Source organism: Streptomyces hesseae (genome assembly GCF_031845785.1).
GTDB lineage: Bacteria > Actinomycetota > Actinomycetes > Streptomycetales > Streptomycetaceae > Streptomyces > Streptomyces hesseae.
On the sequence record NZ_JAVRFI010000014.1, the window covers coordinates 78,806 to 105,573 of the forward strand.

Consider the following 26,768-nt stretch of genomic DNA (forward strand, 5'->3'; position numbering starts at 1 on the left):
GGACGACGCGCGTCAGCGCGCTCGCCGCAAGCCGAAGAATGTCGCGGCGGCCACCACCAGGACCACCGCGGCGTCGACGCCAAGCCCCAGCCGCACGCCCCCCAACGTCCCCTCCGCAAAGGACGCACCCGCGCCCCGCAGCGCGGAGACCCGCGCCGAAGCCAGCGCGCTCAGCAGCGGGATGCCGACGGTCAGACCCACCTGCTGGGAGCTGGTGACCAGCCCCGTCGCCAGGCCCTGCGAACCGTCCGGCAGTCCCGACGTCGCCGTCACGCCGTACGCGACGATCGCCCACAGATGGCCGACGCAGCCCAGCGAGCTCCCCACCAGCGCCAGCCAGGCACCGGCCGGGCCGTCGCCCAGGCCCAGCAGGGCCGCCGTGCAGACGGCCTGCACCAGCAGGCCCGCCACCAGCGTGGCGCGCGCCCCGAAGCGGGCGATGATCCGGGGCGCGGTCATCCCGGCGAGCGCCGCCGCCACGCCCGTCACACCGAAGATCAGGCCGGTGCGGACGGCCGACAGCTCCAGGACCTCCTGGAGGTACAGGGTGAGCAGGAAGATCACCGAGGACATCATCGCGAACGTGGTCAGCCCGGCCAGGTTCCCCCAGGCCACCGTCCGCCGGCGCAGCATCGGCAGGGACACCAGTGGCTCGGCCGCCCGGGACTCGACGACGACGAAGGCCACCAGCAGGACCGCACCGGCGATCAGCGCGAGCACGACGTCCGTGCCGCCGAAGCCCCGCTGGGCGGCGGTCGACAGGGCGTAGATCACCGCGAGCAGACCGCCCGTCACCGTCACCGCGCCCGGCAGGTCGAGGCGGGGGCGATCCGCCCGCCGGGACTCGGTCAGCAGGCCGGGCGCGGCGAGGAGCACACCGACGCCCGCCACCGCCAGCAGCCCCATCGTGGAGCGCCAGCCCAGCGTGTCGGTCATGACACCGCCGAGCACCATGCCGATGGTGAAGCCCAGCGACATCAGGGTGCCGCTGATGCCCAGCGCCCGCTCGCGCTGCGGGCCCTCGGCGAAGGTCGTGGTCAGCAGGGACATCCCGGTCGGCACGATCACGGCCGCGCCCAGGCCCTGGAGGGCCCGGCCGGTGAGGAAGGTCGCCGGGTCCCAGGCGACGGTGGCCAGCGCGGAGGCGACGGTGAAGAGGACGAGTCCGGTCAGGAAGAGCTTCCGGCGGCCGTAGAGGTCGGCGATCCGGCCGAAGAAGAGCAGGAAGCCGCCCGACGGCAGGGCGAAGGCCGTGACCGCCCACTGGAGGTCCGCCTGGCTCATGCCCAGGTCGTCGCCGAGGACGGGCAGCGCCACGTTCAGGATGGAGAAGTCGAGGGCGACGATGAACTGCGCCGCGCACAGCACCATCAGGGTCAGCTTGTCGCGGCCGGACATGCGCGGGGACGCGGCCTCGGCGGGGGAGGTGAGAGGAGGGGAGTCGATCGCCATGCGGCCACCCTCCGCCGGGCGGAGCGACCCTGGGGAGTGCGCGCTTATCGTGGTGGTCGCACCACCAGCCAAGGGGGAGAGTTGACCGTAGCGTTGCAGGAGAAGCCGCGCCGCCGTCCTGAGCTGCGCGAGTTCTTGATGAGCCGTCGGGCGAGGGTGTCCCCGGCCGAGGCGGGGCTGCCCGACGGCGGGAGCCGCCGCCGGACGCCGGGGCTGCGCCGCGAGGAGGTCGCGGTCCTCGCCGGGGTGGGGGCCTCCTGGTACCAGTGGCTGGAGCAGGGCAGGGACATCACCGTCTCGCCGCAGGTCCTCGACGCGGTCGCGCGGGTGCTGCGGCTGGCCGGGGCCGAGCGCCGGCATCTGTACGTGCTGGCGGGGCTGAACCCGCCGCTGCCCGAGGCCGAGTACGACGCGGAGTACCTGTGCGACGGGCTGCGCCGGCTCATCGACGGCTGGCTGCCCTCCCCGGCGCACATCATGGACCCGTACTGGAACCTGGTCGCCTACAACGAGTCCGCCAAACTGGTCCTCGGCTTCCGTCCCGAGAACCGGCAGAACTGCCTGATCGACTTCTTCACCGACCCCGTCTACCGCTCGCGCGCCGCGAACTGGGCGGAGAACGCCCCGCGCGTCGTCGCCTCCTACCGCGCCGCCTGCTCGGAGCGGCCCGGCGACGAGGGCTTCGAGGAGGTACTGGCCGACGTCTCCGCCGCGAGCCCGGAATTCACGGAGCTGTGGGCCCGCGGCGACGTGTGCCCGGCGGGCCTGGTGCGCAAGGCCCTCCACCACCCGCTCGTGGGCGACCTCCTCTTCGAGAGCACCCAGCTGCGCGTACCGGCCCGCCCGGACCTGACGATCGTGCTGCACAACCCCGCCCCCGACACCGGCACGGCGGAGAAGGTGGCGTGGCTGACCTCGCCCGAGGGCCGGCGCGGCGCGATGTACTCGGTGGCCGGCTGAGGGCGCCCGGGGGCGGCCGCGACGGCGCCCCTATGCTCCAGGCATGACGGATGCCCTGGACCCCGAAGACCGCAAGCTGATCACGCTCGCCCGCGCCACCCGCGCCCGTAACGCCGTGCCCGAGGGCGCGGCCGTCCGTGACGAGACCGGCCGTACGTATGTCGCCGGGACGGTCGCCCTGGAGTCGCTGCGGCTGAGCGCGCTCCGGACGGCGGTGGCCATGGCCGTGGCCAGCGGGGCGACGTCCCTGGAGGCCGCCGCGGTGGTCTCCGAGGCGGAAGCCGTCACCGACGCCGACCGCGCCGCCGTCCGCGACCTGGGCGGGCCCGCGACACCCGTGCTGCTGGCGGGCCCGGACGGGACGCCGGGGCCGGTGGTCACGGCCGGCTGAGCGCCGCGTCCGGCCGTTGGTCGGAGGCCGCCGGGGGATCGGGGAGAATATGGGGTATGGATAGAGCTTCCTCCCCGTCCCCGGCCTCCCACCGCGCGGGCTTCGCGTGCTTCGTCGGCCGCCCCAACGCGGGCAAGTCGACCCTGACCAACGCACTGGTGGGGACGAAGGTCGCGATCACCTCCAACCGTCCGCAGACCACCCGGCACACCGTGCGCGGCATCGTCCACCGCCCGGACGCCCAGCTCGTCCTGGTGGACACGCCCGGTCTCCACAAGCCGCGCACCCTGCTGGGCGAGCGGCTCAACGACGTCGTCCGGACCACCTGGGCCGAGGTCGACGTGATCGGTTTCTGTCTGCCCGCCGACCAGAAGCTCGGCCCCGGTGACAAGTTCATCGCCAAGGAACTCGCGGGGATCAAGAAGACCCCGAAGATCGCGATCGTCACCAAGACGGACCTGGTCGACTCCAAGCAGCTCGCCGAGCAGCTCATCGCCATCCAGCAGCTGGGCGACGAGCTGGGCATCCAGTGGGCGCAGATCGTCCCGGTCTCGGCCGTCGGCGACAAGCAGGTCTCCCTGCTGGCCGACCTGATCGCCCCGCTGCTCCCGGAGAGCCCGCCGCTCTACCCCGAGGGCGACCTCACCGACGAGCCCGAGCAGGTCATGGTCGCGGAGCTGATCCGCGAGGCCGCCCTGGAGGGCGTGCGCGACGAGCTGCCGCACTCCATCGCCGTTGTGGTCGAGGAGATGCTGCCGCGCGAGGACCGGCCCAAGGACAAGCCGCTGCTGGACATCCACGCCAACGTCTACATCGAGCGGCCCAGCCAGAAGGGCATCATCATCGGCCCCAAGGGCGCCCGCCTGAAGGAGGTCGGCATGAAGTCCCGCAAGCACATCGAGGCACTGCTGGGCACGCCGGTCTACCTCGACCTGCACGTGAAGGTCGCCAAGGACTGGCAGCGCGACCCGAAGCAGCTCCGGAAGCTGGGCTTCTAAGCGCTACGCGCCTTCCTTCAGCACCGTACGGATCAGCTCGCGCTGGTCCTCGGTGAGGTGGGGGTCCGCGAGGTGGACCGAGCGGCCGTCCACGTCGATGACGTAGTGGAAGCCGTCCGGCACGCCCCGGGCGTGACCGGGCGGCGGCTCCCGGCCCGGCGCAAGGGCGCGGTGGGCCAGGGCCTCCAGATGCGTGGCGTCGGGCCGGCAACAGGTGTCCAGCTCGGCCCGGCGCTCGATGCCGGCGAAACCGCCGGTACGGGTGATGGCGATACGCATACCGTCATCCCTACCCCACGGCTCGCGGTCATTCCCGGTCCGGGAGACCCGTATCAAGGGCCGTCCGGCCCTAGGCAGTGGGCACGCCCACCTGGCTCCACGCCTTGAGCACGGCCTGGACCGCGTCCCCCTCGCCGTACAGCGTCCGCGCCGAGGCCGCCGTCAGCCGGGCGAAGGCCGCGAAGTCGGCGTCCTGGGCCAGCTGCCCGCCGGTCAGCGTGGCGTACCAGATGTTCCCCGCCCGCTCCCACGCGTGCCCGCCGAGGGCGGTGGCCAGCAGGTAGAAGGCGTGGTTGGGGATGCCGGAGTTGATGTGCACACCGCCGTTGTCCCGGCTGGTGCGCACGAAGTGCTCCATGGTGGCGGGCTGCGGGTCCTTGCCGAGCTTGTCGTCGTCGTAGGCGGTGCCGGGCGCCTTCATCGAGCGCAGGGCCTTGCCGGTGACGTCCGGGCCCAGGAGGCCCTCGCCGATCAGCCAGTCGGCCTGGTCGGTGGTCTGCCCGAGGGCGTACTGCTTGATCAGGGAGCCGAAGACGTCCGAGATGGACTCGTTGAGCGCGCCGGACTGGCCGTAGTACTCCAGATTGGCGGTGTGCTGCGTCACCCCGTGGGTCAGCTCGTGGCCGATGACGTCCACGGGAAGGGTGAAGTCCAGGAAGAGATCGCCGTCCCCGTCGCCGAAGACCATCTGCTCGCCGTCCCAGAAGGCGTTGTCGTAGCTCTCGCCGTAGTGGACGGTGGCGTTCAGCGGCAGGCCCGCGCCGTCGATGGAGTGCCTGCCGTAGACCTTGAGATAGAGGTCGAAGGTGGCGCCCAGCCCGGCGTTCGCCCGGTTGACCGTGGCGTCCTTGCTGGGCGCGTCGGCCTCGGCGTGCACCTTGCGGCCCGGCAGGGTCTCCCGGTGCCCGGCGTCGTAGATCGTCCGCTGCGGGGTGTCGGAAAGGGAGCCCGCCGAGGACGAGTCCACGGTCGTCCGCACCGCGGCGATCCGGCGGCGGGTGCGCAGGGCGCCGTCGTGCTCCAGGGTGCGGCGCGCGGGCTCATGGTGCCGGGGGTCGTCGGACTGGGCCAGGCGGTCGAGTACGTGCGGCGGAATGATGCCGCAGAAGATCCCGTGCTTCTGGGTAGTCATGGGCCGAATCTGACACCCGCTCCCGGCCTTGTCAGGGCCCGGTGCGGGGATTAACACAAACGAGTGCCGGGGTTCCGTGTGCCCCGGGCCCGTCCCGCATCCCCGTCCCGCATGCTGAAACGGCCCTGCCCCGCCCCGCGCGTCTCGGCTAATCTGCTGAGCACCATGCGTGACGTGCTGCTTCTTCTTAGCTGCCGCGGCGAGGGTCTGTAGCGAAGGCCGACCCCCTCCCCGCGGAGTCCGGTGCTGCGCACCCACCGATCAGCAGCAGCCCGCAGCCCCGTCGGCCGTCCCGCAAGGACACACCGAGGAGCCTTCCGCACCATGCCCCAGCAGCCTTCCGTATCCGTCGGCCGTCCCACGCCCGTCACCGCCGCCACCGTCACCCAGCGGCCGTCCGGGATGCCGGTGCGCAAGTACCGCCCGTACGACGCCGTGGAGATCCCCGACCGCAGCTGGCCGGACCGGCGGATCACCAAGGCGCCCCGCTGGCTGTCGACCGACCTGCGCGACGGCAACCAGGCGCTGATCGACCCCATGTCGCCCGCCCGCAAGCGCGAGATGTTCGACCTGCTGGTGCGCATGGGCTACAAGGAGATCGAGGTCGGCTTCCCCTCCTCCGGGGCCACGGACTTCGACTTCGTCCGCTCGATCATCGAGGAGGGCGCCATCCCCGAGGACGTGACGATCTCCGTCCTCACCCAGGCCCGCGAGGAGCTGATCGAGCGGACGGTCACGTCCCTGCGCGGCGCCCACCGCGCCACCGTCCACCTCTACAACGCCACCGCGCCCGTCTTCCGCCGCGTGGTCTTCCGGGGCTCGCGCGAGCAGGTCAAGCAGATCGCCGTCGACGGCACCCGGCTGGTGATGGAGTACGCCGACAAGATCCTCGGCGATGACACCGCCTTCGGCTTCCAGTACAGCCCGGAGATCTTCACCGATACCGAGCTGGACTTCGCGCTGGAGGTCTGCGAGGGCGTCATGGACGTCTGGCAGCCCGAGGCGGGCCGCGAGATCATCCTGAATCTGCCGGCGACCGTGGAGCGCTCCACCCCCTCCACCCACGCCGACCGCTTCGAGTGGATGTCCCGGCACCTGTCCCGCCGCGAGTACATCTGCCTGTCCGCGCACCCGCACAACGACCGCGGCACCGCCGTCGCCGCCGCCGAGCTGGCGGTCATGGCGGGCGCGGACCGGATCGAGGGCTGCCTGTTCGGCCAGGGCGAGCGCACCGGCAACGTCGACCTGGTCACCCTGGGCATGAACCTGTTCTCCCAGGGCGTCGACCCGCAGATCGACTTCTCGCAGATCGACGAGGTCCGCCGGACCGCCGAGTACTGCAATCAGATGGAGGTCCACCCGCGCCACCCCTACGCGGGCGACCTGGTCTACACCTCCTTCTCCGGCTCCCACCAGGACGCCATCAAGAAGGGCTTCGAGGCGAGGGAGGCCGAGGCGGCCGCCGCCGGGAAGACCGTCGACGAGATCGAGTGGGCGGTGCCCTACCTGCCCATCGACCCGAAGGACGTCGGCCGTTCGTACGAGGCCGTCATCCGCGTCAACTCCCAGTCCGGCAAGGGCGGTATCGCCTACGTCCTCAAGCACGACCACAAGCTGGACCTGCCGCGCCGGATGCAGATCGAGTTCTCGAAGATCATCCAGACGAAGACCGACGCCGAGGGCGGCGAGGTCACCCCGCAGGAGATCTGGGGCGTCTTCCAGGACGAGTACCTGCCGGTGCACGACAACGCCTGGGGCCGGATCGCGCTGCTGCGCTCCACGCAGACCTCCACCACCGCCGAGGGCCTCGACGCGCTGACCGTCGAAGCGGTCGTCGACGGCGCGAAGACCGAGCTCACGGGCACGGGCAACGGTCCGATCTCGGCCTTCTTCGACGCGCTGGCCGGCATCGGCGTCGACGCCCGGCTGCTGGACTACACCGAGCACACGATGAGCGAGGGCGCCAGCGCCCAGGCCGCCTCGTACATCGAGTGCGTGATCGACGGCAAGGTGCTGTGGGGCATCGGCATCGACGGCAACACGACCCGGGCCTCGATCAAGGCCGTCGTCTCGGCGGTGAACCGCGCCTACCGCCGCTGAGGCCGCTGACGGTCCGTAACCTCCGTCGCTCAGCGTCAACCTGGCGCCGGTGAAAACACCGCATCCGGTGGGCTCATCGGCGCCTTCGGCCAGTACCCGCCCCAACTCGGCCGTCGGGGTACTGACGCGGCATCAACGATGTGGCTAACATCACGTCAACGCGGCACCCCGGCCGTGGCGTTATGGAGGTGCGCCGTGATGCACGCGCAAGGCCGACACAGCCCGGACCGGTGTGTGGTGGGCGTACGCACCGTATGGCGCACCGTCGGAGACGGCGAATTCTTCTGCCCCGGTTGCGGTGGCGACCGCAATTACCACCGTCGCACGGGCCGGCGCCGCCTTGTCGCGTTCGGGGTACCGCTGCTGCCGCGCGGCCTGGTGGGGCCCATCGTGGAGTGCACGGCCTGTCGCGGCCGCTACGCCATGGACGTCCTCGACCACCCCACCACCACCCGCTTCTCCGCGATGCTGCGCGACGCCGTGCACACGGTGGCGCTCGCCGTGCTGGCCGCGGGCGGCACCGAGGCCCGTACGGTCCGCCGCGCGGCGGTCGGCGCGGTGCGGGCGGCCGGCTTCGCCGATTGCAGCGAGGAGCAGCTCGTCACCCTGATCGAGGCGCTCGCCGCGGACACCGGACGACTGCCCGGGCGGTACGCGACGCCGCCGGGCGACGCGAGCCGCGACGGCTTCGACCCCTGCGGCACGGCCCTGGCCATCGAGCTCCACGAGGCCCTGGAGCCGCTGGCACCACACCTGGCGCCCGCGGGCCGTGAGCAGATCCTCCTCCAGGGGGCCCGGATCGCCCTGGCCGACGGCCCCTACCGGCCCGCGGAGCGGGAAGTGCTGGCGACGGTGGGGCGGGCGCTGCTGATCCGCCCCGAGGACACCGACCGGCTCCTGGCGGCGGCGCGCACACCGTCCTGAGCGCTCATGTCTCCGGGACCGGCCTGCTGATCTGATCGCGCAGGTCGACTCCGGCAGGGATTTCACCACATCGTGTGTATTGCGGATTGAAGGACGGTGGCCATGGGGCCCCGGTGGCGATGGCACCCGGCACGTCGCCCGTACGGGAGAATGGCTCCATGAGTCTGTTCCGCGACGACGGCATAGTGCTGCGCACCCAGAAGCTGGGCGAGGCGGACCGGATCATCACCCTCCTCACGCGCGGTCACGGCCGGGTGCGGGCCGTGGCCCGTGGGGTGCGTCGCACCAAGTCGAAGTTCGGGGCGCGGCTGGAGCCGTTCTCCCACGTCGACGTGCAGTTCTTCGCGCGCGGCAGCGAGCTCGTGGGACGCGGGCTGCCACTGTGCACCCAGAGTGAGACCATCGCTCCGTACGGTGGCGCGATCGTCACCGACTACGCCCGCTACACCGCCGGCACCGCCATGCTGGAGACCGCCGAGCGCTTCACCGACCACGAGGGCGAGCCCGCCGTGCAGCAGTACCTGCTGCTCGTGGGCGCGCTGCGCACCCTCGCCTCCGGGGCCCACGCCCCCCATCTGGTGCTCGACGCGTTCCTGCTGCGCTCCCTCGCCGTCAACGGCTACGCGCCCAGCTTCGGCGCCTGCGCGAAGTGCGGTATGCCCGGGCCGAACCGGTTCTTCTCCGCGGCCGCGGGCGGTGTGGTCTGCGGGGAGTGCCGGGTGCCCGGATGCGTCGTACCCTCCTCGGAGTCGATCGAGCTCCTGGGCGCGCTGCTGACGGGGGACTGGGCGACGGCGGACGCGTGCGAGGCGCGCCACGTCCGGGAGGGCAGCGGGCTGGTGGCGGCCTATCTGCAGTGGCATCTGGAGCGGGGGCTTCGCTCGCTCAGGTATGTCGAGAACTAAGCGAAACAGGGATCAAGGAGTAGTGGCACCCATGGTTGTACGCGGGATTCTGGGCCGGGCGCGACGCGAGTACCGCATCCCCGACCCGCACCCTTCGGGCGCCCGTCCCCCGAAGATCCCCGGCGAGCTCGTCCCGGAGCACGTGGCGATCGTCATGGACGGCAACGGCCGCTGGGCCAAGGACCGCGGCCTGCCGCGCACCGAGGGCCACAAGGTCGGCGCCGAGCGCGTGCTCGACGTCCTCCAGGGCGCGATCGAGATGGGCGTGGGCAGCATCTCCCTCTACGCCTTCTCGACCGAGAACTGGAAGCGCTCCCCGGACGAGGTCCGCTTCCTGATGAACTTCAACCGCGACTTCATCCGCAAGACCCGCGACCAGCTCGACGAACTCGGCATCCGCGTCCGCTGGGTGGGCCGCATGCCCCGGCTCTGGCGCTCGGTGGCCAAGGAGCTCCAGATCGCCCAGGAGCAGACCAAGAACAACGACAAGCTCACGCTGTACTTCTGCATGAACTACGGCGGCCGCGCCGAGATCGCCGACGCCGCGCAGGCGCTGGCGGAGGACGTGAAGGCGGGCCGCCTGGACCCGTCGAAGGTCAATGAGAAGACGCTGGCCAAGTACCTCTACTACCCGGACATGCCGGACGTCGACCTCTTCCTGCGTCCCTCCGGCGAGCAGCGCACCTCCAACTACCTGATCTGGCAGAGCGCCTACGCCGAGATGGTCTTCCAGGACGTCCTGTGGCCCGACTTCGACCGCCGCGACCTGTGGCGCGCCTGCCTGGAGTACGCCCAGCGCGACCGCCGCTTCGGCGGGGCGATCCCGAACGAGCAGATGCAGACGCAGGAGTAGTGACAAAGCCTGTGGGGCGCTCCCGTAAACTTCCGGGAGCGCCCCACAGGCTTTGCGTGATGGCCGGTGGTCAGCCCTTCGCCGCGCAGTCCCCGCAGGTGCCGAAGATCTCTATGGTGTGGGCGACGTCCACGAAGCCGTGTTCCTCGGCGATGGAGTCGGCCCACTTCTCGACGGCCGGGCCCTCGACCTCGACCGCCTTGCCGCAGGCGCGGCAGACGAGGTGGTGGTGGTGTCCGCTGGAGCAGCGGCGGTAGACGGCCTCGCCCTCGCTGGTGCGCAGGACGTCCACCTCGCCGGCGTCGGCGAGGGACTGGAGGGTGCGGTAGACCGTGGTCAGGCCGACGGAGGCACCGCGGTGCCTGAGCATGTCGTGGAGCTCCTGCGCGCTGCGGAACTCGTCCACCTCGTCGAGCGCTGCCGCGACGGCGGCCCGCTGTTTGGTGGCTCGGCCGCGTACCGGGGGACCGGCGGTCACCACAGTTGCCTCCTCAAGCTCGCCTGAACACTCGTGGCAACATTCCCATCGTGGGTGTTGCCACGACAATTGTGCCAGGCCCTTGGATCAGACCCGGACGTCGTCGGTGGCCGGGCCCGCGGTGGGCTCCTCCAGGGTGCAGCGTTCCTCGGCGGCCGCCCGGTCCGCGCGTTTCCTCGCCAGGGGGGTGGCGAGCGCGGTGAGCGCGAGGAAGACGCCGATGGCCATGAGGACGATCGTCGCGCCCGAGGGGACGTCCACGTAGTACGAGGTGACCGTGCCCGAAAGGGTGACGAGGACGCCGATGGCCACGGCCATGGCGAAGGTCGTCGCGAAGCTGCGGGCGAGCTGCTGGGAGGCGGCCACGGGGATCACCATCAGGGCGCTGACCAGCAGCAGGCCGACGACGCGCATGGCGACGGTGACGGTCAGCGCGGCGGTGATCGCGATCAGCAGGTTCAGCAGCCGCACCGGCAGGCCGGTGACGCGTGCGAACTCCTCGTCCTGGCAGATCGCGAAGAGCTGCCGGCGCAGCCCGACCGTCGTGACGATCACGAACGCGGCCAGTACGCAGATCGCCACGATGTCCTGCTGCGAGACGGTGGTGATCGAGCCGAAGAGGTAGGTGGTGAGGTTGGCGTTGGAGCCGCCGGGGGCGAGGCTCATCAGCATCACGCCGCCCGCCATGCCGCCGTAGAAGAGGAGGGCGAGGGCGATGTCGCCGCGTGCCTTGCCGTAGGAGCGGATCAGCTCCATGACCACCGCGCCGATCACACAGACGATCGTGGCCACCCACACCGGGCTGGCGTTGAGCAGGAAGCCCAGGCCCACACCGGTGAGGGCGACATGGCCGATGCCGTCGCCCATCAGCGCCTGGCGGCGCTGGACGAGGTAGATGCCGATCGCCGGCGCGGTGACGCCCACCAGCAGCGCGGCGAGCAGCGCCCGCTGCATAAAGGCGAGTTCGAGAATGTCCATCAGCTCAGCAGCCCCGTTCTGATCGGTTCCGCGTACGGGTCGGCGTGCGGGTGCACATGGTCGTGGCCGGGGAGGGCGTGCTGGCCCACGGCCTTGGGCGGGGGGCCGTCGTGGACGACGCAGCCGTCGCGGAGCACCACCGCGCGGTCGATGAGCGGCTCCAGCGGGCCCAGCTCGTGGAGGACGAGCAGGACCGTGGCGCCGCGGCCGACCTCCTCGCGCAGGGCCTTCGCCAGCACCTCCTGGCTGCCGAGGTCCACGCCGGCCATCGGCTCGTCCATGATCAGCAGCTCGGGTTCGCCGGCCAGCGCGCGGGCGATCAGCACCCGCTGGTGCTGGCCGCCGGAGAGGGCGTCCACGGAGTCCTTGATCCGGTCTGCCATGCCGACCAGGTCCAGGGCGCGTACGACGGCCTCGCGGTCGGCCTTGCGGGTCGGGCCCAGCTTCGTACGGGCCAGCCGGCCCGCGGAGACGACCTCGCGCACCGTCGCGGGCACCCCGCCGGCGGCGGTGGTGCGCTGGGGGACGTAGCCGACGCGGGCCCAGTCGCGGAAGCGCCGGCGCGGGGTGCCGAAGAGCTCCAGCTCGCCGCCGGTCAGCGGCACCTGGCCCACGATGGCCCGGACGGCCGTGGACTTGCCGGAGCCGTTGGCGCCGAGCAGGGCGACGACCTCGCCGCGCCGCACGGTCAGGTCGACGCCGCGCAGGACGGGGCGCGAGCCCAGCGAGGCCGTGGCCCCGCTCAGGGATATGACAGGCCGCTCCGCGGCGGTGGTCGGCTGCTCCATGGCTGCCTCCTCCTCAGAGGTACTCGCTGTGCTCACTTGGTGCCGAGCGCCTTCTTCAAGGCGGTGAGGTTGGACTCCATGACCTCGAAGTAGTCGTGGCCCCTGGACTTGTCCGTGATGCCCTCGAGCGGGTCGAGCACGTCGGTCTTCAGGTTCAGGTCCTTCGCCAGGGTCTTCGCCGTGGCGGGGTTGGCGAGCGTCTCGAAGAAGACCGTGCTGACGTGGTGGTCCTCGGCGAGCTTGTGGAGGTCCTTCATCCGGGCGGCGCTGGGCTCGGACTCCGGGTCCACGCCGCTGATCGCCTCCTCGGTCAGACCGTAGCGCTCGGCGAGGTAGCCGAAGGCGGCGTGGGTGGTGATGAAGGTGTCCGAGGCGCGGTTCTTCAGGCCCTCGGCGAACTTCTTGTTCAGCGCGTCCAGCTTCGTCGCGAGCACGGCGGCGTTCTTCTCATAGTCCGCCCTGTGGTCCGGGTCCGCCTCGCCGAGGGTCCGGGCGACGCCCTTGGCGACCTCGGCGTACTTCACCGGGTCCAGCCAGATGTGGGGGTCCGCGCTGCCGTCCTCGTGGCTGTGGCCCTCGTGACCCTGCTCGTCACCGGAGCCGGAGGTGTCCGAGTGGTTGTCGCCGGTGGTGTGGTGGTGGCCGTCGACCTCGTTGCCGTGCTTCTCCAGGGCGGTGAGGGAGGCCGCGTCGGCGATGTGCTTGTTTCCGGACTGCTTGATCGCCGTGTCCACGGCGGGCTGGAGGCCCTTGAGGTAGACGATCGCGCCCGCGTCGGCCAGCGAGCCGGTCTGCTTCGGGGTGAGCTCGAGATCGTGCGGTTCGACACCGGGCTTGGTCAGGCCGGTGACCTTCACATGGTCTCCGCCGATCTCCTCCGCCAGGTACTCCAGGGGGTAGAACGACGCTACGACCTGCAGTTTTCCATCCGGAGTCCGGCCGTCGGAGCTCATGGCCGAACAAGCGGAGAGGGAGACCAGGCCGAGCGTCGTGGCGAGGGCGACGGCGGCGCCGGTTATTCGGCGGCGGGAGCGAACGGGGCGGATCGGACGTACGTTCATGACACTCATTTTCAACAAAAGTGGAAACGATTGTCAACAGCAGCCCGGCTCGTCCGGTTGCGGATGATTGGGTCAAGCCAAGGCCATAGCCGATTTGATGAGAGGGGGTGGAGCGCCGGTAACCTGAATCATTCGCTGTTCGTCGTCGCAATGAAGAGAGCACCGTGGCCGCCGACAAGATCGACACCATCGTCAGCCTGAGCAAGCGCCGTGGCTTTGTCTATCCGTGCAGTGAGATCTACGGTGGCCAGCGCGCCGCCTGGGACTACGGTCCGCTCGGCGTGGAGCTCAAGGAGAACATCAAGCGCCAGTGGTGGCGCTACATGGTCACCTCGCGCGAGGACGTCGTGGGTATCGACTCGTCGGTGATCCTGGCCTCCGAGGTCTGGGTCGCCTCCGGCCACGTCGCGACCTTCAGCGACCCGCTGACCGAGTGCACCTCCTGCCACAAGCGCTACCGTGCCGACCACCTGGAAGAGGCCTACGAGGCCAAGCACGGCAAGCTGCCCGAGAACGGCCTGGCCGACATCAACTGCCCGAACTGCGGCAACAAGGGCCAGTTCACCGAGCCCAAGCAGTTCTCCGGTCTGCTCTCCACCCACCTCGGCCCGACCCAGGACTCCGGCTCGGTCGCCTACCTGCGCCCCGAGACCGCCCAGGGCATCTTCACCAACTTCGCCCAGGTCCAGCAGACCTCCCGGAAGAAGCCCCCGTTCGGCATCGCCCAGATGGGCAAGTCCTTCCGCAACGAGATCACGCCGGGCAACTTCATCTTCCGCACTCGCGAGTTCGAGCAGATGGAGATGGAGTTCTTCGTCAAGCCGGGCGAGGACGAGCAGTGGCAGGAGTACTGGATGGAGCAGCGCTGGAACTGGTACACCGGTCTCGGCCTGCGCGAGGAGAACATGCGGTGGTATGAGCACGCGAAGGAGAAGCTCTCCCACTACTCCAAGCGCACCGCTGACATCGAGTACCGCTTCCAGTTCGGTGGCAACGAGTGGGGCGAGCTCGAGGGCGTCGCCAACCGCACCGACTACGACCTCGGCGCCCACGCCAAGGCGTCCGGCCAGGACCTGTCGTTCTTCGACCAGGAGGCCGGCGAGCGCTGGACCCCCTACGTCATCGAGCCCGCCGCCGGTGTCGGCCGCACGATGCTCGCCTTCCTCCTCGACGCCTACATCGAGGACGAGGCCCCCAACGCCAAGGGCAAGCTGGAGAAGCGCACCGTGCTGCGCCTCGACCCGCGCCTGTCCCCGGTGAAGGTCGCGGTCCTGCCGCTCTCCCGCAACCCGGAGCTGTCCCCGAAGGCCAAGGGCCTCGCGGCGGACCTCCGCAAGAACTGGAACATCGAGTTCGACGACGCGGGCGCCATCGGCCGCCGCTACCGCCGCCAGGACGAGATCGGTACGCCGTTCTGCGTCACGGTCGACTTCGACACGCTCGAGGACAACGCGGTGACGGTGCGCGAGCGCGACACGATGAAGCAGGAGCGGGTGTCTCTCGACCAGATCGAGGGCTACCTGGCCAGCCGCCTGATCGGCTGCTGACCCCCGGACTCTCCGGCCGAGGCCCCGGTTCCCCGCGTGCTGCGGGGGCCGGGGCCTTCGGCATGTGTCGGGGAGGTCACACCTCCCAGTCGGCGGTGTCGAGCTCGCAGTCGAAAGGCGCGGGGATGTGGACCTTGTCGCCCAGCTTTACCTGGTGACGGGCCCGGTAGCCGCGGTCGGGTGACGGGTCGGAGTACGCCGTGACCGACTCTGCCAGCACATCGACGAGCACGTAGACGGGTACTCCGGCTTTGCCGTAGGCCTCTACCTTCTTCGTGCGGTCGGTGCCGGCTGTGGAGCGGGAAGTCACCTCGCCGGCCAGGGACAACGCATCGCCGGGGGCGTAGATGCCCTTGGTCTTCAGGGCTGTCCATTCCAGCGCGTAGAAGTCGGGGCCGTAGGACTCTTCTTGGGTGGGGAACTTGAAGAGCCGGGGGTAGCCTCGCACGCGGTGACCGTCAGGCGTATGCGGACTGAGCTGCTCGATGGCGCTCTCGATGATGTAGTCGTAGGCGCACTGCGACCACGGTGACATGACGATGTTTCCCCCGATGATCTCCGTGCGGTAGCCGTCCGGGAGACCTGCATCGACTTGCTCAAGAACCTGGCACAGCTCCTCGAACCCCCCCACGGGTTCCTGGGGATGGCTTATCGCCTGGGGCGGTGGTGTCTCGACCATGACGGCCATGATGCTCCTCCTTGACTGTGTAAGCGGGTCAATACACACCGTAGCCATCCCCGCTGATAATCACCCCGCGTCCGGCTCTCCCCAGCCCATCCGCCCGCAATCGCCACCCCCGCGCACGCCCCCGCCAGGGCCGGCCCGGGGTGGCACTGGTTTCACCCCCGGTTCGGGCGGCACTGCCATCGACCCCTCTGACCTGCGGGCATACCGTTTGACGCATGAGAATTCCCCGCCCGCTCCAGCAGCTCCTCCGGCCCTTCGAGGGCGCGGCCCGTGCCGCCGCCTTTCTCACTGTCGGGGCGCTGATCCAGGTCGGCTCGCTCTTTATGCTCGCCGTGCCGTGGCTGGACGGGGGGCCGACGCGGGCGTTGAGCTGTGTGGCGGCGATCCTGGGGATGCTCGCGGTGGTCGGGGCGGCCTCGCCGGTGCTGAGCGTCGCCCAGCGGAGGCGGTTCCGGACGCGGCTCGGGGTGGAGATCCCCGCACCGGCGGCCGCCGGTGGCGTACTGCGGTGGCTGCGCTCGGAGTCGGCCTGGCGGCAGGTGCGGTACCACCTGGTGATGGGGCCGCTGATCGCGGCGGGCGGGGTGTGCGTCCTGCTGCTGTGGGCGGCCTCCTTCGTGGCGGCCACCATCTACGTGTGGGTGTGGGTCGTGCCCCCGGAGTACCGGCCGACGGGCTATGCGGCGCAGGGCGGCTACCTCACCGCCGTCGGCATCGCCGGGCTCTACGGATCCGCGTGGCTGTCCGGCGCGCTCGCCCGCGTCGACACCCGGGCGGCGCTCACACGCCTCGGGCCCAGCCGGGCCGAGCAGCTGGAACGGCGGGTGGAGGAGGTCACCGAGGCCCGCGCCGGTGTCGTGGACGCCGCCGACGCCGAGCGCCGGCGCATCGAACGGGACCTCCACGACGGCGCCCAGCAGCGGCTGGTGTCCCTGGCCGTCAACCTGGGCCTGGCCAAGGTGACGATGCCCGATCTGCCCGACGACGCCCGCAAGGTCATCGACGCCGCCCACCGCGAGGCCAAGGAGGCCATCGCCGAGCTCCAGGACCTCGTGCGCGGACTGCACCCCGCCGTCCTGGAGGACCGCGGGCTGGACGCCGCGCTGTCCGGGCTCGCCGAACGGGCGCCACTGCCCGTGCGCGTGAAGGTGGACCTCGCCTCCCGGCCCGCCCAGGCGGTCGAGGCCGTCGCCTACTTCGTGGTGTCCGAGGCGCTCGCCAACGTGGTCAAGCACGCGCAGGCGTCGAGGGTGGATGTCACCGTCGAACGGTTCGGGGGCATACTGCTCGTCGTCGTCTCCGACGACGGCGTGGGCGGTGCCGACCCCTCGGGCGGCACCGGGCTGGCCGGGCTGGCCAAACGTGTCGCGTCGGTCGACGGCACGTTCTCGTTCAGCAGCCCCGTCGGGGGCCCGACCGTTGTGACTGTGGAGCTGCCGTGCGCGCTGTGATCGCCGAGGATTCCGTCCTGCTACGAGTGGGCCTGGTGAAGGTCCTGGAGGCGGCCGGATTCGAAGTGGTCGCGGAAGCCGGCGACGCGGAGTCGGCACTCGCCGCCGTCGAACTGCACCGGCCGGACCTCGTCGTCCTCGACGTACGGATGCCGCCCGGCTTCACGGACGAGGGCGTACGAGCGGCACTCGTACTGCGCGAGCGGTGGCCGGACACGGCGGTGCTGCTCCTCTCCCAGTACGTGGAGGAGCGCTACGCCACCGAGCTGCTGATCGGCGACACCGCGGGATTCGGCTACCTCCTCAAGCAACGGGTCGCCGACGTAGAGGAGTTCATCGAGGCGCTGCGGCGCGTGGCCGCGGGCGGCACGGCGCTCGACCCGCAGGTGGTCTCCCAGCTGCTGACGCGACGTCACAGCGATCCGCTGGACCGGCTGACGGCGCGCGAGCGGGAGGTCCTCGCCTCCATGGCCGAGGGCCGTTCCAACGCGGGCATCGCCGAGCGGCTGGTCGTCAGCGAGAGCGCCGTGGCCAAGCACATCAACAGCATCCTGGCGAAGCTGGACCTGCCGAAGGCCGAGGCCGACCATCGGCGGGTACTCGCCGTCCTGCGGTTTCTCGGGGTGGGGTGACCCCCCGCACGCGTGCGGGTTACGCGTGCAGGCCGCGTAGGACCAGTTCGCAGACGGCGTCGAAGGCGGGCTCGATGCCGGGCCGCGCCCACTCCGCCGCGTACGCGGGGTCGTGGAAGCGGTTGCTCGCGTCCCACACGGCGCGGGCGGCCGTCGTGGGCTCGACGGGCCTGAACTCACCCCGGCCGACGCCGCCTTCGATGATCCCGGCGATCTGCCCGATCATCGTCGCGATGTGGCGCTCCACGGTGGTGCTGTTCTCGCCGACGAGGACCATGTAGGTCGCGAACAGCTCCGGGTCGTCGCCCGCCTTGCGGCGCTTGGCCGCGAACAGTGCGGCCAGCCAGTCGCGCAGCCGGCCCTCGGCCGGGCCCTCCGCGTCGGCCAGCGCCGACAGCTCGGCGTGCGACTGGTCGAGCCAGCGCTCGGTGACGGCCTCCCGCAGGGCGGCCTTGCTGCCGAAGTGGCGGTAGACGCTGCCATGGCTGACCCCCAGCGCGCGGGCCACGTCGACCACGGTGGCCTTGGCGGGGCCGTAGCGGCGCAGCACGTCCTCGGTGGCTTCGAGGATGCGGTCTTGTGTCAGCGGTTCGGGGGGCATCGGGTGCGGATCCTTTCGGCTAGGGCGTGACTGGGGCACGCCCTTAGGACCGTACCCGGCCCGGAGAGGGTCGGCCGGGGCCGGGGTTGTTCACCGGGTGCGGCCCGGTGGTCCGGTTGTGCCCACCCGTTCCGCCCTTGCGGAACGCCTGCCCACAACCCGGGTCAGTGCTCGCTGTCCAGGTGGGTCATCTGGGAGTCGGGGTAGCGGGCGCCGGAGGCGGAGCCGGCGGGGATGGCTGCTTCGATGGCGGCGAGGTCGGCCGTGTCCAGGGTGAGGTCCAGCGCGCCCAGGGCCTCCTGGAGGCGGTCGCGGCGGCGGGCGCCGACCAGGGGGACGATGTCCTCGCCGCGCGAGAGGACCCAGGCGATGGCGGTCTGCGCGACCGTCGCGCCCCGGTCCTCGGCGACCTTGCGCAGCGCGTCGACGAGGTCGAGGTTGCGCTGGAGGTTCTCGCCCTGGAAGCGCGGGCTCATGCCGCGGAAGTCATTGGCGGCGAGCTGCCGGTCGCGGCCGAAGTGGCCGCTGATCAGGCCGCGCGAGAGCACGCCGTACGCGGTGATGCCGATGCCCAGCTCGCGGCAGGTGGGCAGGATGCGCTCCTCGATGCCGCGCGAGAGCAGCGAGTACTCGATCTGGAGGTCGGAGATCGGGGCGACGGAGGCGGCCCGGCGGATGGTGTCCGCGCCGGCCTCGGAGAGGCCGATGTGGCGGACGTGGCCGGCCTCGACCAGCTCGGCGATGGCGCCGACGGTCTCCTCGATCGGGACGTCCGGGTCGACGCGGGCGATCCGGTAGACGTCGATGTGGTCGACGCCCAGCCGCTGGAGGGAGTAGGCGGCGAAGCTTTTCACGGCGGCGGGGCGGCCGTCGTAGCCGGACCAGCCGCCGTCCGGGTCGCGCAGGGCGCCGAACTTCACGCTGGTCAGGGCCTTCTCGCGGTGTGCCGCGGGGGCCGAGCGGAGGGCCTCGCCGATGAGCATCTCGTTGTGGCCCATGCCGTAGAAGTCGCCGGTGTCGAGCAGGGTTACGCCCGCGTCGAGGGCGGCGTGGATGGTGGCGATCGATTCGGCGCGGTCGGCGTCGCCGTAGAGGGCGGACATGCCCATGCAGCCGAGGCCGAGGGCCGAGACCTGGGGGCCGGTGGTGCCGAGAGTGCGGTGCAGCACAGGGACTCCTTCGGAGGGGGAGGAGGTGGAGCGGGTACGCCAACCACAGTGACACATGGACTGACAGATTTCAATATCTGTCAGTCCATGTTTGCTCCACCCGCGAGTCCTCAGGCCCTCACGCCACCGAGCGCGGCAGCCGCAGGCTCAGCCCCACCGTGATGACCACCAGCACCAGCTGCACTCCCAGCGTGATCCCCAGTCCCTCCCGCATCCCCGCGCCCGGCGCCAGCGACAGGAACAGCGAGCCCAGCGTGGCCACGCCCAGCGCCATGAACGCCTGCTGGGTGGTGACCAGCACCCCGCCGCCGACCCCCGCCTGCGCCACCGGCACCTCGCTGAGCACCAGCCGCATCGTGATCGGCATCAGCAGGCCCTGGCCCAGCCCCTGGATGGCCAGCCCCGGCGCCAGCCCCAGCGCGCCCAGGCCGTCCCAGCCGAACCAGAACGTCGCGCCCACCGTGATCAGCCCCAGCCCCTGGACGAGCGCCCCCGCGGTCACCAGCCGACGGCCGAACCGCGAGGCCAGCCGGGGGCCCGCCAGCGAGCCGATCAGGAAGGTCGCGCACATCGGCACCAGCGCCGCCCCGGCCGCCATCGGGCCCAGTCGCAGCCCCTCCTGGAGCGCCACCGCGAGGACGAACATGAAGCCGCCCCAGCCGATGGAGAAGGGGACGATCACCGCCAGGCCGTCGCGCACCGAGGGCACCCGCAGCAGCGACGGCGGCACCAGCGGGGTCCGCCCCGCGCGCTCCTCGCGCCGCTCCACGAGTACGAACGCCACCGCCGCGATGGGGAACGTCGCCAGCAGCAGCCACGACCACAGCGGCCAGCCCGTCGAGCGGCCCTCCGTCAGCGGCACCAGCAGCGACACCAGCGTCAGCGACAGCAGGAGCGTGCCCCGGCCGTCCACCCGCGTCGGGTTGTCCGAGCGGGTCTCCGGCACCGAACGGACCGCGAGCAGCAGCGTCACCGCCGCGATCGGCGCGTTGATCAGGAAGATCGACCGCCACCCGGTGCCCAGCAGGTCGACCGACACCAGCACGCCGCCGAGCACCTGCCCGACCGCGCTCACCACACCGGCCGTGCCGCTGTACAGGCTCAGCGCCCGGGTGCGCTCCGCGCCCTGCGTCGTGGCCTGGATGGTCGCCAGCACCTGCGGGAGCATCAGCGCCGCCGCCGCGCCCTGCGCGATCCGCGCCGCCACCAGCGTCCAGGCGTCCGGGGCCAGGCCGCACGCCACGGAGGTCACGCCGAAGGCGGCCGTGCCCCACAGGAAGAGCCGGCGCCGGCCCACCATGTCGCCCAGCCGTCCGCCGAGCACGAGCAGAACCGCGTAGGCGACGCCGTAGCCGCCCACCACCATCTCCAGCAGCGCCGGACCGGCGTCCAGGTCGTGGTCGATCGTCGGCAGGGCGACGTTGACGATGAAGAAGTCCAGGAACGGCAGCGCCGCCCCCAGGAGGACGGTCGTCAGCCCCAGCGGGCTCAGGGCGGGCGAGGAGGCGGGCACACGGAGGGCAGCGGAGGCGGAGGCGGAGTCGGGAGTCGTCGGGACGGGGACGGGGGCTATGCGGGGTTCACTCACGGATACGACGATGACGGTGCCCGGAGCCTGGTACCAGAGTGTCCTTATCCTGGTACCGGCACTACCTGGAAACTGCCTGCTTGGGCCCGCACCCTTGGGTTATGACGACGATGATGTTCGAGCGCCCCGCCGTAGTCGTTCCTACGGCCGATGACGTACGCCGCCGGGAGCTGGCGGCCTTTCTGCGCTCCCGCAGGGAGCGCATCACACCCGAGCAGGTGGGGCTGCCGCGCGGTCCGCGCCGCCGTACGCCGGGGCTGCGCCGGGAGGAGGTGGCCCAGCTCGCCGCCGTGGGGGTCACCTGGTACACGTGGCTGGAGCAGGCCCGGGACATCCAGGTCTCCAGCCAGGTGCTCGACTCCCTCGCCCGGGCACTGGTGCTCGACCGGGGCGAGCGCGGCCATCTGTTCGCCCTGGCCAACTCCGTCGACCCGCTGCCCGGCACGGACGGCGCCGGCATCACCCCGGCGCTGCGCGAGATACTGGCGGGCCTCGAGCCGCTGCCCGCCTGCGTGCAGAACGCGCGCTACGACATCCTGGCCCACAACCGCAGCTACGGCCGGCTGATGGGCGACCTGGACGCCCTGCCGCCGGAGAACCGCAACTGCCTGTGGCTGCACTTCACCGACCCCCTCTGGCGCGCCTGCGCGCTCAACGGGGAGGAGGCCAGGCGGGCCATGGCCGCCAAATTCCGTGCCGCCATGGCCGAGCACATCGCCGAGCCCGCCTGGAAATGCCTGCTCAGGCGGCTGCTGGAGGCCTCGGCGGACTTCCGGGAGCTCTGGGCGCGACACGAGATCATGCCGGTCGACGACCACCGGGCGGCGATCCTCCAGCACCCCCGGGTGGGCCTGCTGCGGCTGAACCACACCAGCCTGTGGACCGGGCCCAACCCCGGCACCCGGCTGATCACCTTCACTCCCGCCGACGAGGACACCCGTGCGGCGCTGCACCGGCTCCACGCCCTGGCGCTCGCCGAGGCACGGGGGGTCTGCGCCGAATGAGGGACAATGGACGGTCAGCCCGAACGTCCGCACCACTTCGAGGAAGCTCCTCCATGACGCTCCAGATCGGTCCGCACCCGGTGCAGCCGCCGGTGGTCCTGGCCCCCATGGCGGGGATCACCAACGCTCCTTTCCGCACGCTGTGCCGTGAGTTCTCGGGTGGCAAGGGGCTCTTCGTCAGCGAGATGATCACCACGCGCGCGCTCGTGGAGCGCGACGCCAAGACGATGCGGCTGATCCACTTCGACGGGACCGAGAAGCCCCGCTCGATCCAGCTCTACGGCGTCGACCCGGTGACCGTCGGCAAGGCCGTCCGCATGATCGTGGACGAGGACCTGGCCGACCACATCGACCTGAACTTCGGCTGCCCCGTCCCCAAGGTCACCCGCAAGGGCGGCGGCTCCGCCCTGCCCTACAAGCGGAACCTGCTGCGCTCGATCCTCCGCGAGGCCGTCGGCAACGCCGGCGCGCTCCCGGTGACCATGAAGATGCGCAAGGGCATCGACGACGACCACCTCACCTACCTCGACGCCGGCCGGATCGCCGTCCAGGAGGGCGTCACCGCCATCGCCCTCCACGGGCGCACCGCCGCCCAGCACTACAGCGGCACCGCCGACTGGGACGCCATCGCGCGCCTCAAGGAGGCCGTGCCGGAGGTCCCGGTGCTGGGCAACGGGGACATCTGGTCGGCCGAGGACGCCGTGCGGATGATGCGGGAGACCGGCTGCGACGGCGTCGTGGTCGGCCGCGGCTGCCTGGGCCGCCCCTGGCTCTTCGGCGACCTCGTCGAGGCCTTCGAGGCGGCCGAGGAGGGCCGGGAGCCCTCGTACGCGCGGCCCACGCTCCGCGACGTGGCGCGGGTGATGGTGCGCCACGCGACGCTGCTGGGGGAGTGGCTGGAGGACGAGACGCGCGGGGTCATCGACTTCCGCAAGCACGTCGCCTGGTACACGAAGGGCTTCTCGGTCGGCTCGGAGCTCCGGAAAAAGCTGGCAATCGCCTCATCCCTGGAGGAACTGGACGCTCTTTTGAGCGGACTGGACCTGGACCAGCCCTGGCCGGCCGGTGCCGACGGGCCGCGCGGAAGGACCTCCGGGCGCGATCGAGTGGTACTTCCGGACGGGTGGCTCGATGACCCGTTCGATGGCGCAACCGTGGGTACGGAAGCGGAACTGGACACTTCCGGCGGCTGACGGGCCGGTGGATGCGGCGTGATTCTCGCCACCTCTGATAGGTGACACGCTCAGATGAGCGGCGAAATCAGGGGTGCACCTTTCCAAGGGGTGGCACTGCGTGCCACCCCTTTTGGCTTCAAGTCCTGATGGCACTCAGCGCCAGACGGCGGGAATCCTCGACGAAGCGTGATCGGGCGATGATTTTTGGTCATCTTTCCTTCAAGGGTTAAAAGAGGTGGGGTCAAACCTCAGATGAGCGCTCGACTTTCGATCTGCTGGCGGATGGGTGGTCACGCCCCCAAGTTGGCGGAGTAGACCTCCAAATCAGCCTTCGATCTGGGTACGCTCCCCGCCGTCAGGGCAAGCCCTCCCAGCTCTGCGTCCGGGAGGCCCCAGTGAGGAGTCGATTCCCGTGCCGGTATCCGAAGATCGCCAGAAGTTCGTCTACGACTTCACCGAGGGCAACAAGGACCTCAAGGACCTGCTCGGCGGGAAGGGTGCCAACCTCGCCGAGATGACCAACCTCGGTCTGCCGGTGCCGCCCGGATTCACGATCACCACTGAGGCCTGCAAGGTCTACCTGGAGGGCGGCGAGGAGCCCCCGTCCATGCGCGACGAGGTCACCGCCCACCTGGAGGCCCTCGAGGAGCGGATGGGCAAGAAGCTCGGCCAGGCCGACGACCCGCTGCTGGTGTCGGTCCGTTCGGGCGCCAAGTTCTCCATGCCCGGCATGATGGACACGGTCCTCAACATCGGCCTCTCGGACGAGTCCGTGGCCGGTCTCGCGGTCCAGGCCGGCGACGAGCGCTTCGCCTGGGACTCCTACCGCCGCCTCATCCAGATGTTCGGCAAGACCGTGCTCGGCGTCGACGGCGAGCTGTTCGAGGAGGCGCTGGAGGAGGCCAAGCGGGCCAAGGGCGTCACCACCGACGTCGACCTCGCCGCGGCGGACCTCAAGGCCCTGGTCGCGCAGTTCAAGGACATCGTCGCCAAGGAGACCGGCCGCGACTTCCCGCAGGCCCCCCGCGAGCAGATGGACCTCGCCATAAGGGCGGTCTTCGACTCCTGGAACGGCGACCGCGCCAAGCTCTACCGCCGCCAGGAGCGCATCCCCGGCGACCTGGGCACCGCCGTCAACATCTGCTCCATGGTCTTCGGCAACCTCGGCCCCGACTCCGGCACCGGCGTCGCCTTCACCCGCGACCCCGCCAGCGGCCACCAGGGCGTCTACGGCGACTACCTCCAGAACGCCCAGGGCGAGGACGTCGTCGCCGGCATCCGCAACACCATGCAGCTCGCCGAGCTCGAGCAGCTCGACAAGGCCTCCTACGACCAGCTGATGCAGATCATGGAGACCCTCGAGACGCACTACAAGGACCTGTGCGACATCGAGTTCACCATCGAGCGCGGCAAGCTGTGGATGCTCCAGACCCGCGTCGGCAAGCGCACCGCGGGCGCCGCCTTCCGCATCGCCACCCAGCTGGTGGACCAGGGCCTCATCGACGAGGCCGAGGCGCTCCAGCGCGTCACCGGCGCCCAGCTCGCGCAGCTGATGTTCCCGCGCTTCGACGAGAAGGCGAAGGCCGAGCTGCTGGGCCGGGGCATCGCCGCCTCGCCGGGCGCCGCCGTGGGCCGGGCCGTCTTCGACTCGTACACCGCCGTCAAGTGGTCCCGCTCCGGTGAGAAGGTCATCCTGATCCGCCGCGAGACCAACCCCGACGACCTCGACGGCATGATCGCCTCCGAGGGCATCCTGACCTCGCGCGGCGGCAAGACCTCGCACGCCGCCGTCGTCGCGCGCGGCATGGGCAAGACCTGTGTCTGCGGCGCCGAGGAGCTGGAGGTCGACACCAAGCAGCGCCGGATGACCGCCCCCGGCGGCGTGGTCGTCCAGGAGGGCGACGTCGTCTCCATCGACGGCTCCAGCGGCAAGGTCTACCTGGGCGAGGTCCCGGTCGTCCCGTCCCCGGTCGTCGAGTACTTCGAGGGCCGCATGCACGCGGGCGCCGACGACGCGGACGAGCTGGTCCAGGCCGTCCACCGGGTGATGGCCTACGCCGACCGCATGCGCCGGCTGCGGGTGCGCGCCAACGCCGACAACGCCGAGGACGCCCTGCGCGCCCGTCGCTTCGGCGCCCAGGGCATCGGCCTGTGCCGCACCGAGCACATGTTCCTCGGCGAGCGGCGCGAGATGGTCGAGCGGCTGATCCTGGCGGACACCGACACCGAGCGCGAGGAGGCACTCAGTGCCCTTCTCCCGCTCCAGAAGGCCGACTTCGTGGAGCTCTTCGAGGCCATGGACGGTCTCCCCGTCACCGTCCGCCTCCTCGACCCGCCGCTGCACGAGTTCCTCCCCGACATCACCGAGCTGTCGGTGCGCGTCGCGCTGGCCGAGGCCCGCGAGGACGCCAACGAGAACGACCTGCGCCTCCTCCAGGCCGTGCACAAGCTGCACGAGCAGAACCCCATGCTGGGTCTGCGCGGCGTCCGCCTCGGCCTGGTCATCCCCGGCCTGTTCGCCATGCAGGTCCGGGCGATCGCCGAGGCCGCGGCCGAGCGCAAGAACGCCAAGGGCGACCCGCGCGCGGAGATCATGATCCCGCTGGTGGGCACCGTCCAGGAGCTGGAGATCGTCCGCGAGGAGGCCGAGCGCGTCATCGCCGAGGTCGAGGCCGCGAGCGGCACCGGTCTCAAGCTGCCGCTGGGCACGATGATCGAGCTGCCGCGCGCCGCGCTGACGGCCGATCAGATCGCCGAGGCCGCCGAGTTCTTCTCCTTCGGCACCAACGACCTCACCCAGACCGTGTGGGGCTTCTCCCGCGACGACGTCGAGGCCAGCTTCTTCACCGCCTACCTGGAGAAGGGCATCTTCGGCGTCAGCCCCTTCGAGACCATCGACAAGGACGGCGTGGGCTCCCTCGTCCGCTCCGCTGTCGAGGCCGGCCGGGCCACCCGCCCCGACCTCAAGCTGGGCGTCTGCGGTGAGCACGGCGGCGACCCCGAGTCGGTGCACTTCTTCCACGAGGTGGGCCTGGACTACGTCTCCTGCTCCCCGTTCCGGGTGCCGGTGGCGCGGCTGGAGGCCGGACGCGCGGCGGCGCTGAACGGCAAGGGCGGCAGCGACAGCCGCTGAGTGCCGGCCGGCCGGAGCCGGCTCATTGAACTCCGGAGCCGTCATTGGGATGACCTCGACCCTCGGACCTTCGACGGCTCCGGTCAGCTCCGGGGCCGCTATTGGGATGACCTCGACCCTCAGACCCTCGGCGGCTCCGGACGACGGAGGGGCAGCACCCGTGCGGGGGGCTGCCCCTCCAACACGTTCGAGGGCGCCGGTACGTTCGCGGGCGGCCGTACGCCGGTAACCCCGTCGTAACGGGCCGGACGGGCGCGGACGGGCGCGGGGCATGGCGAAGGGGCGGCGCCCGTGCGGGAGCGCCGCCCCTCTTTACTCCCCCACCGGGAGTTGTTGCCGCCCGCATCGGCTCGGGCGGCAACTCGCGTACTCAGCGGCCGCTTTTTCGCTCGCCACCCCCCACGGGAACGAGCGGGGCGGCCCTGAGTGCGTGAATAGCATTTCGCTTCTGCGATGTTCGCCGCGAGTCCTTTCAACTGTG

The 26,768-nt window shown here is 71.0% G+C and carries 24 protein-coding genes; 13 read left to right on the top strand and 11 right to left on the bottom strand.

Annotation, left to right across the window (positions count from 1 at the left end):
- Nucleotides 1–12: 12 nt before the first annotated feature.
- On the bottom strand, nt 13–1,452 hold the full coding sequence (locus RM609_RS21310; RefSeq protein WP_311613090.1) for an MFS transporter: 1,440 nt from the start codon (nt 1,450–1,452) through the stop codon (nt 13–15).
- 138 nt (nt 1,453–1,590) lie between these two features.
- Between RM609_RS21310 and RM609_RS21315 the strand changes: the two genes are divergently transcribed.
- From RM609_RS21315 to era, 3 genes are read left to right on the top strand one after another with little or no spacing between them, the layout of a single operon-like run.
- On the top strand, nt 1,591–2,412 hold the full coding sequence (locus tag RM609_RS21315) for a helix-turn-helix transcriptional regulator (protein WP_311613184.1): 822 nt from the start codon (nt 1,591–1,593) through the stop codon (nt 2,410–2,412).
- A gap of 43 nt (nt 2,413–2,455) precedes the next feature.
- Complete coding sequence (locus RM609_RS21320) at nt 2,456–2,803, top strand: cytidine deaminase-like protein (RefSeq protein ID WP_311613091.1); 348 nt, start codon at nt 2,456–2,458, stop codon at nt 2,801–2,803.
- A 56-nt stretch (nt 2,804–2,859) separates the two neighbouring features.
- The gene (era, locus tag RM609_RS21325; RefSeq protein ID WP_311613092.1) at nt 2,860–3,801 is read left to right on the top strand and encodes a GTPase Era; all 942 of its coding nucleotides are present in this window, start codon (nt 2,860–2,862) and stop codon (nt 3,799–3,801) included.
- 3 nt (nt 3,802–3,804) lie between these two features.
- Here era and RM609_RS21330 read toward each other — a convergent pair whose 3' ends face one another.
- Nucleotides 3,805–4,080: a protealysin inhibitor emfourin gene (locus RM609_RS21330; protein ID WP_311613093.1), complete on the bottom strand. Its 276-nt coding sequence runs from the start codon at nt 4,078–4,080 to the stop codon at nt 3,805–3,807.
- A gap of 70 nt (nt 4,081–4,150) precedes the next feature.
- Nucleotides 4,151–5,212: a M4 family metallopeptidase gene (locus tag RM609_RS21335; RefSeq protein ID WP_311613094.1), complete on the bottom strand. Its 1,062-nt coding sequence runs from the start codon at nt 5,210–5,212 to the stop codon at nt 4,151–4,153.
- A 324-nt stretch (nt 5,213–5,536) separates the two neighbouring features.
- Between RM609_RS21335 and leuA the strand changes: the two genes are divergently transcribed.
- The 4 genes from leuA to RM609_RS21355 all read left to right on the top strand — a co-directional run bounded on the left by leuA (nt 5,537) and on the right by RM609_RS21355 (nt 9,994).
- Nucleotides 5,537–7,312, top strand: coding sequence for a 2-isopropylmalate synthase (gene leuA / locus RM609_RS21340; RefSeq protein WP_311613095.1), 1,776 nt, complete (start codon nt 5,537–5,539; stop codon nt 7,310–7,312).
- Between the two features lie 198 nt (nt 7,313–7,510).
- On the top strand, nt 7,511–8,236 hold the full coding sequence (locus RM609_RS21345) for a TerB family tellurite resistance protein (protein WP_311613096.1): 726 nt from the start codon (nt 7,511–7,513) through the stop codon (nt 8,234–8,236).
- Nucleotides 8,237–8,394: 158 nt separating this feature from the next.
- Nucleotides 8,395–9,141, top strand: a complete 747-nt coding sequence (gene recO, locus RM609_RS21350) for a DNA repair protein RecO (RefSeq protein WP_189452132.1) — start codon at nt 8,395–8,397, stop codon at nt 9,139–9,141.
- A gap of 31 nt (nt 9,142–9,172) precedes the next feature.
- The gene (locus tag RM609_RS21355; RefSeq protein WP_311613097.1) at nt 9,173–9,994 is read left to right on the top strand and encodes an isoprenyl transferase; all 822 of its coding nucleotides are present in this window, start codon (nt 9,173–9,175) and stop codon (nt 9,992–9,994) included.
- A 70-nt stretch (nt 9,995–10,064) separates the two neighbouring features.
- On the opposite strand, the gene RM609_RS21360 is transcribed toward RM609_RS21355, so the two are convergent.
- The 4 genes from RM609_RS21360 to RM609_RS21375 form a co-directional block, all read right to left on the bottom strand.
- Nucleotides 10,065–10,475 (bottom strand): Fur family transcriptional regulator, encoded by a 411-nt coding sequence (locus RM609_RS21360; protein WP_311613098.1) that lies wholly within the window; start codon nt 10,473–10,475, stop codon nt 10,065–10,067.
- 84 nt (nt 10,476–10,559) lie between these two features.
- Complete coding sequence (locus RM609_RS21365; protein WP_311613099.1) at nt 10,560–11,450, bottom strand: metal ABC transporter permease; 891 nt, start codon at nt 11,448–11,450, stop codon at nt 10,560–10,562.
- A complete protein-coding gene (locus RM609_RS21370; protein WP_311613100.1) occupies nt 11,450–12,238 on the bottom strand; it encodes a metal ABC transporter ATP-binding protein in 789 nt (262 codons plus the stop codon). The genes RM609_RS21365 and RM609_RS21370 overlap by 1 nt, the downstream gene beginning before the upstream one ends.
- A 32-nt stretch (nt 12,239–12,270) precedes the next feature.
- The gene (locus tag RM609_RS21375; protein ID WP_311613101.1) at nt 12,271–13,299 is read right to left on the bottom strand and encodes a metal ABC transporter substrate-binding protein; all 1,029 of its coding nucleotides are present in this window, start codon (nt 13,297–13,299) and stop codon (nt 12,271–12,273) included.
- Between the two features lie 164 nt (nt 13,300–13,463).
- Here RM609_RS21375 and RM609_RS21380 point away from each other — a divergent pair, with 164 nt between their 5' ends.
- Nucleotides 13,464–14,846 carry a glycine--tRNA ligase gene (locus RM609_RS21380; RefSeq protein ID WP_311613102.1) on the top strand — a complete coding sequence of 461 codons (1,383 nt, stop codon included), beginning with the start codon at nt 13,464–13,466 and terminating at the stop codon, nt 14,844–14,846.
- 76 nt (nt 14,847–14,922) lie between these two features.
- Here the strand turns inward: RM609_RS21380 and RM609_RS21385 are convergent, their stop codons facing one another.
- Complete coding sequence (locus tag RM609_RS21385; protein WP_311613103.1) at nt 14,923–15,534, bottom strand: Uma2 family endonuclease; 612 nt, start codon at nt 15,532–15,534, stop codon at nt 14,923–14,925.
- 215 nt (nt 15,535–15,749) lie between these two features.
- On the opposite strand from RM609_RS21385, the gene RM609_RS21390 reads away from it, so the two are divergent.
- Nucleotides 15,750–16,985: a sensor histidine kinase gene (locus RM609_RS21390; RefSeq protein WP_311613104.1), complete on the top strand. Its 1,236-nt coding sequence runs from the start codon at nt 15,750–15,752 to the stop codon at nt 16,983–16,985.
- Nucleotides 16,973–17,617 (top strand): response regulator transcription factor, encoded by a 645-nt coding sequence (locus RM609_RS21395; RefSeq protein WP_311613105.1) that lies wholly within the window; start codon nt 16,973–16,975, stop codon nt 17,615–17,617. Before RM609_RS21390 ends, RM609_RS21395 begins: the two co-directional genes overlap by 13 nt.
- Before the next feature lie 19 nt (nt 17,618–17,636).
- On the opposite strand, the gene RM609_RS21400 is transcribed toward RM609_RS21395, so the two are convergent.
- The 3 genes from RM609_RS21400 to RM609_RS21410 form a co-directional block, all read right to left on the bottom strand.
- A complete protein-coding gene (locus tag RM609_RS21400) occupies nt 17,637–18,218 on the bottom strand; it encodes a TetR/AcrR family transcriptional regulator (protein ID WP_311613106.1) in 582 nt (193 codons plus the stop codon).
- Nucleotides 18,219–18,382: 164 nt separating this feature from the next.
- Nucleotides 18,383–19,387: an aldo/keto reductase gene (locus RM609_RS21405; protein WP_311613107.1), complete on the bottom strand. Its 1,005-nt coding sequence runs from the start codon at nt 19,385–19,387 to the stop codon at nt 18,383–18,385.
- Nucleotides 19,388–19,505: 118 nt separating this feature from the next.
- On the bottom strand, nt 19,506–20,975 hold the full coding sequence (locus tag RM609_RS21410) for an MFS transporter (RefSeq protein WP_438828495.1): 1,470 nt from the start codon (nt 20,973–20,975) through the stop codon (nt 19,506–19,508).
- Nucleotides 20,976–21,076: 101 nt separating this feature from the next.
- Between RM609_RS21410 and RM609_RS21415 the strand changes: the two genes are divergently transcribed.
- The 3 genes from RM609_RS21415 to ppdK all read left to right on the top strand — a co-directional run bounded on the left by RM609_RS21415 (nt 21,077) and on the right by ppdK (nt 26,287).
- On the top strand, nt 21,077–21,979 hold the full coding sequence (locus RM609_RS21415) for a helix-turn-helix transcriptional regulator (RefSeq protein ID WP_311613108.1): 903 nt from the start codon (nt 21,077–21,079) through the stop codon (nt 21,977–21,979).
- Between the two features lie 53 nt (nt 21,980–22,032).
- Nucleotides 22,033–23,172, top strand: a complete 1,140-nt coding sequence (gene dusB, locus RM609_RS21420; protein WP_311613109.1) for a tRNA dihydrouridine synthase DusB — start codon at nt 22,033–22,035, stop codon at nt 23,170–23,172.
- A gap of 394 nt (nt 23,173–23,566) precedes the next feature.
- Entirely contained in the window at nt 23,567–26,287 is a 2,721-nt protein-coding gene (gene ppdK / locus RM609_RS21425) for a pyruvate, phosphate dikinase (RefSeq protein WP_311613110.1), read from the top strand.
- Nucleotides 26,288–26,768 lie beyond the last annotated feature (481 nt).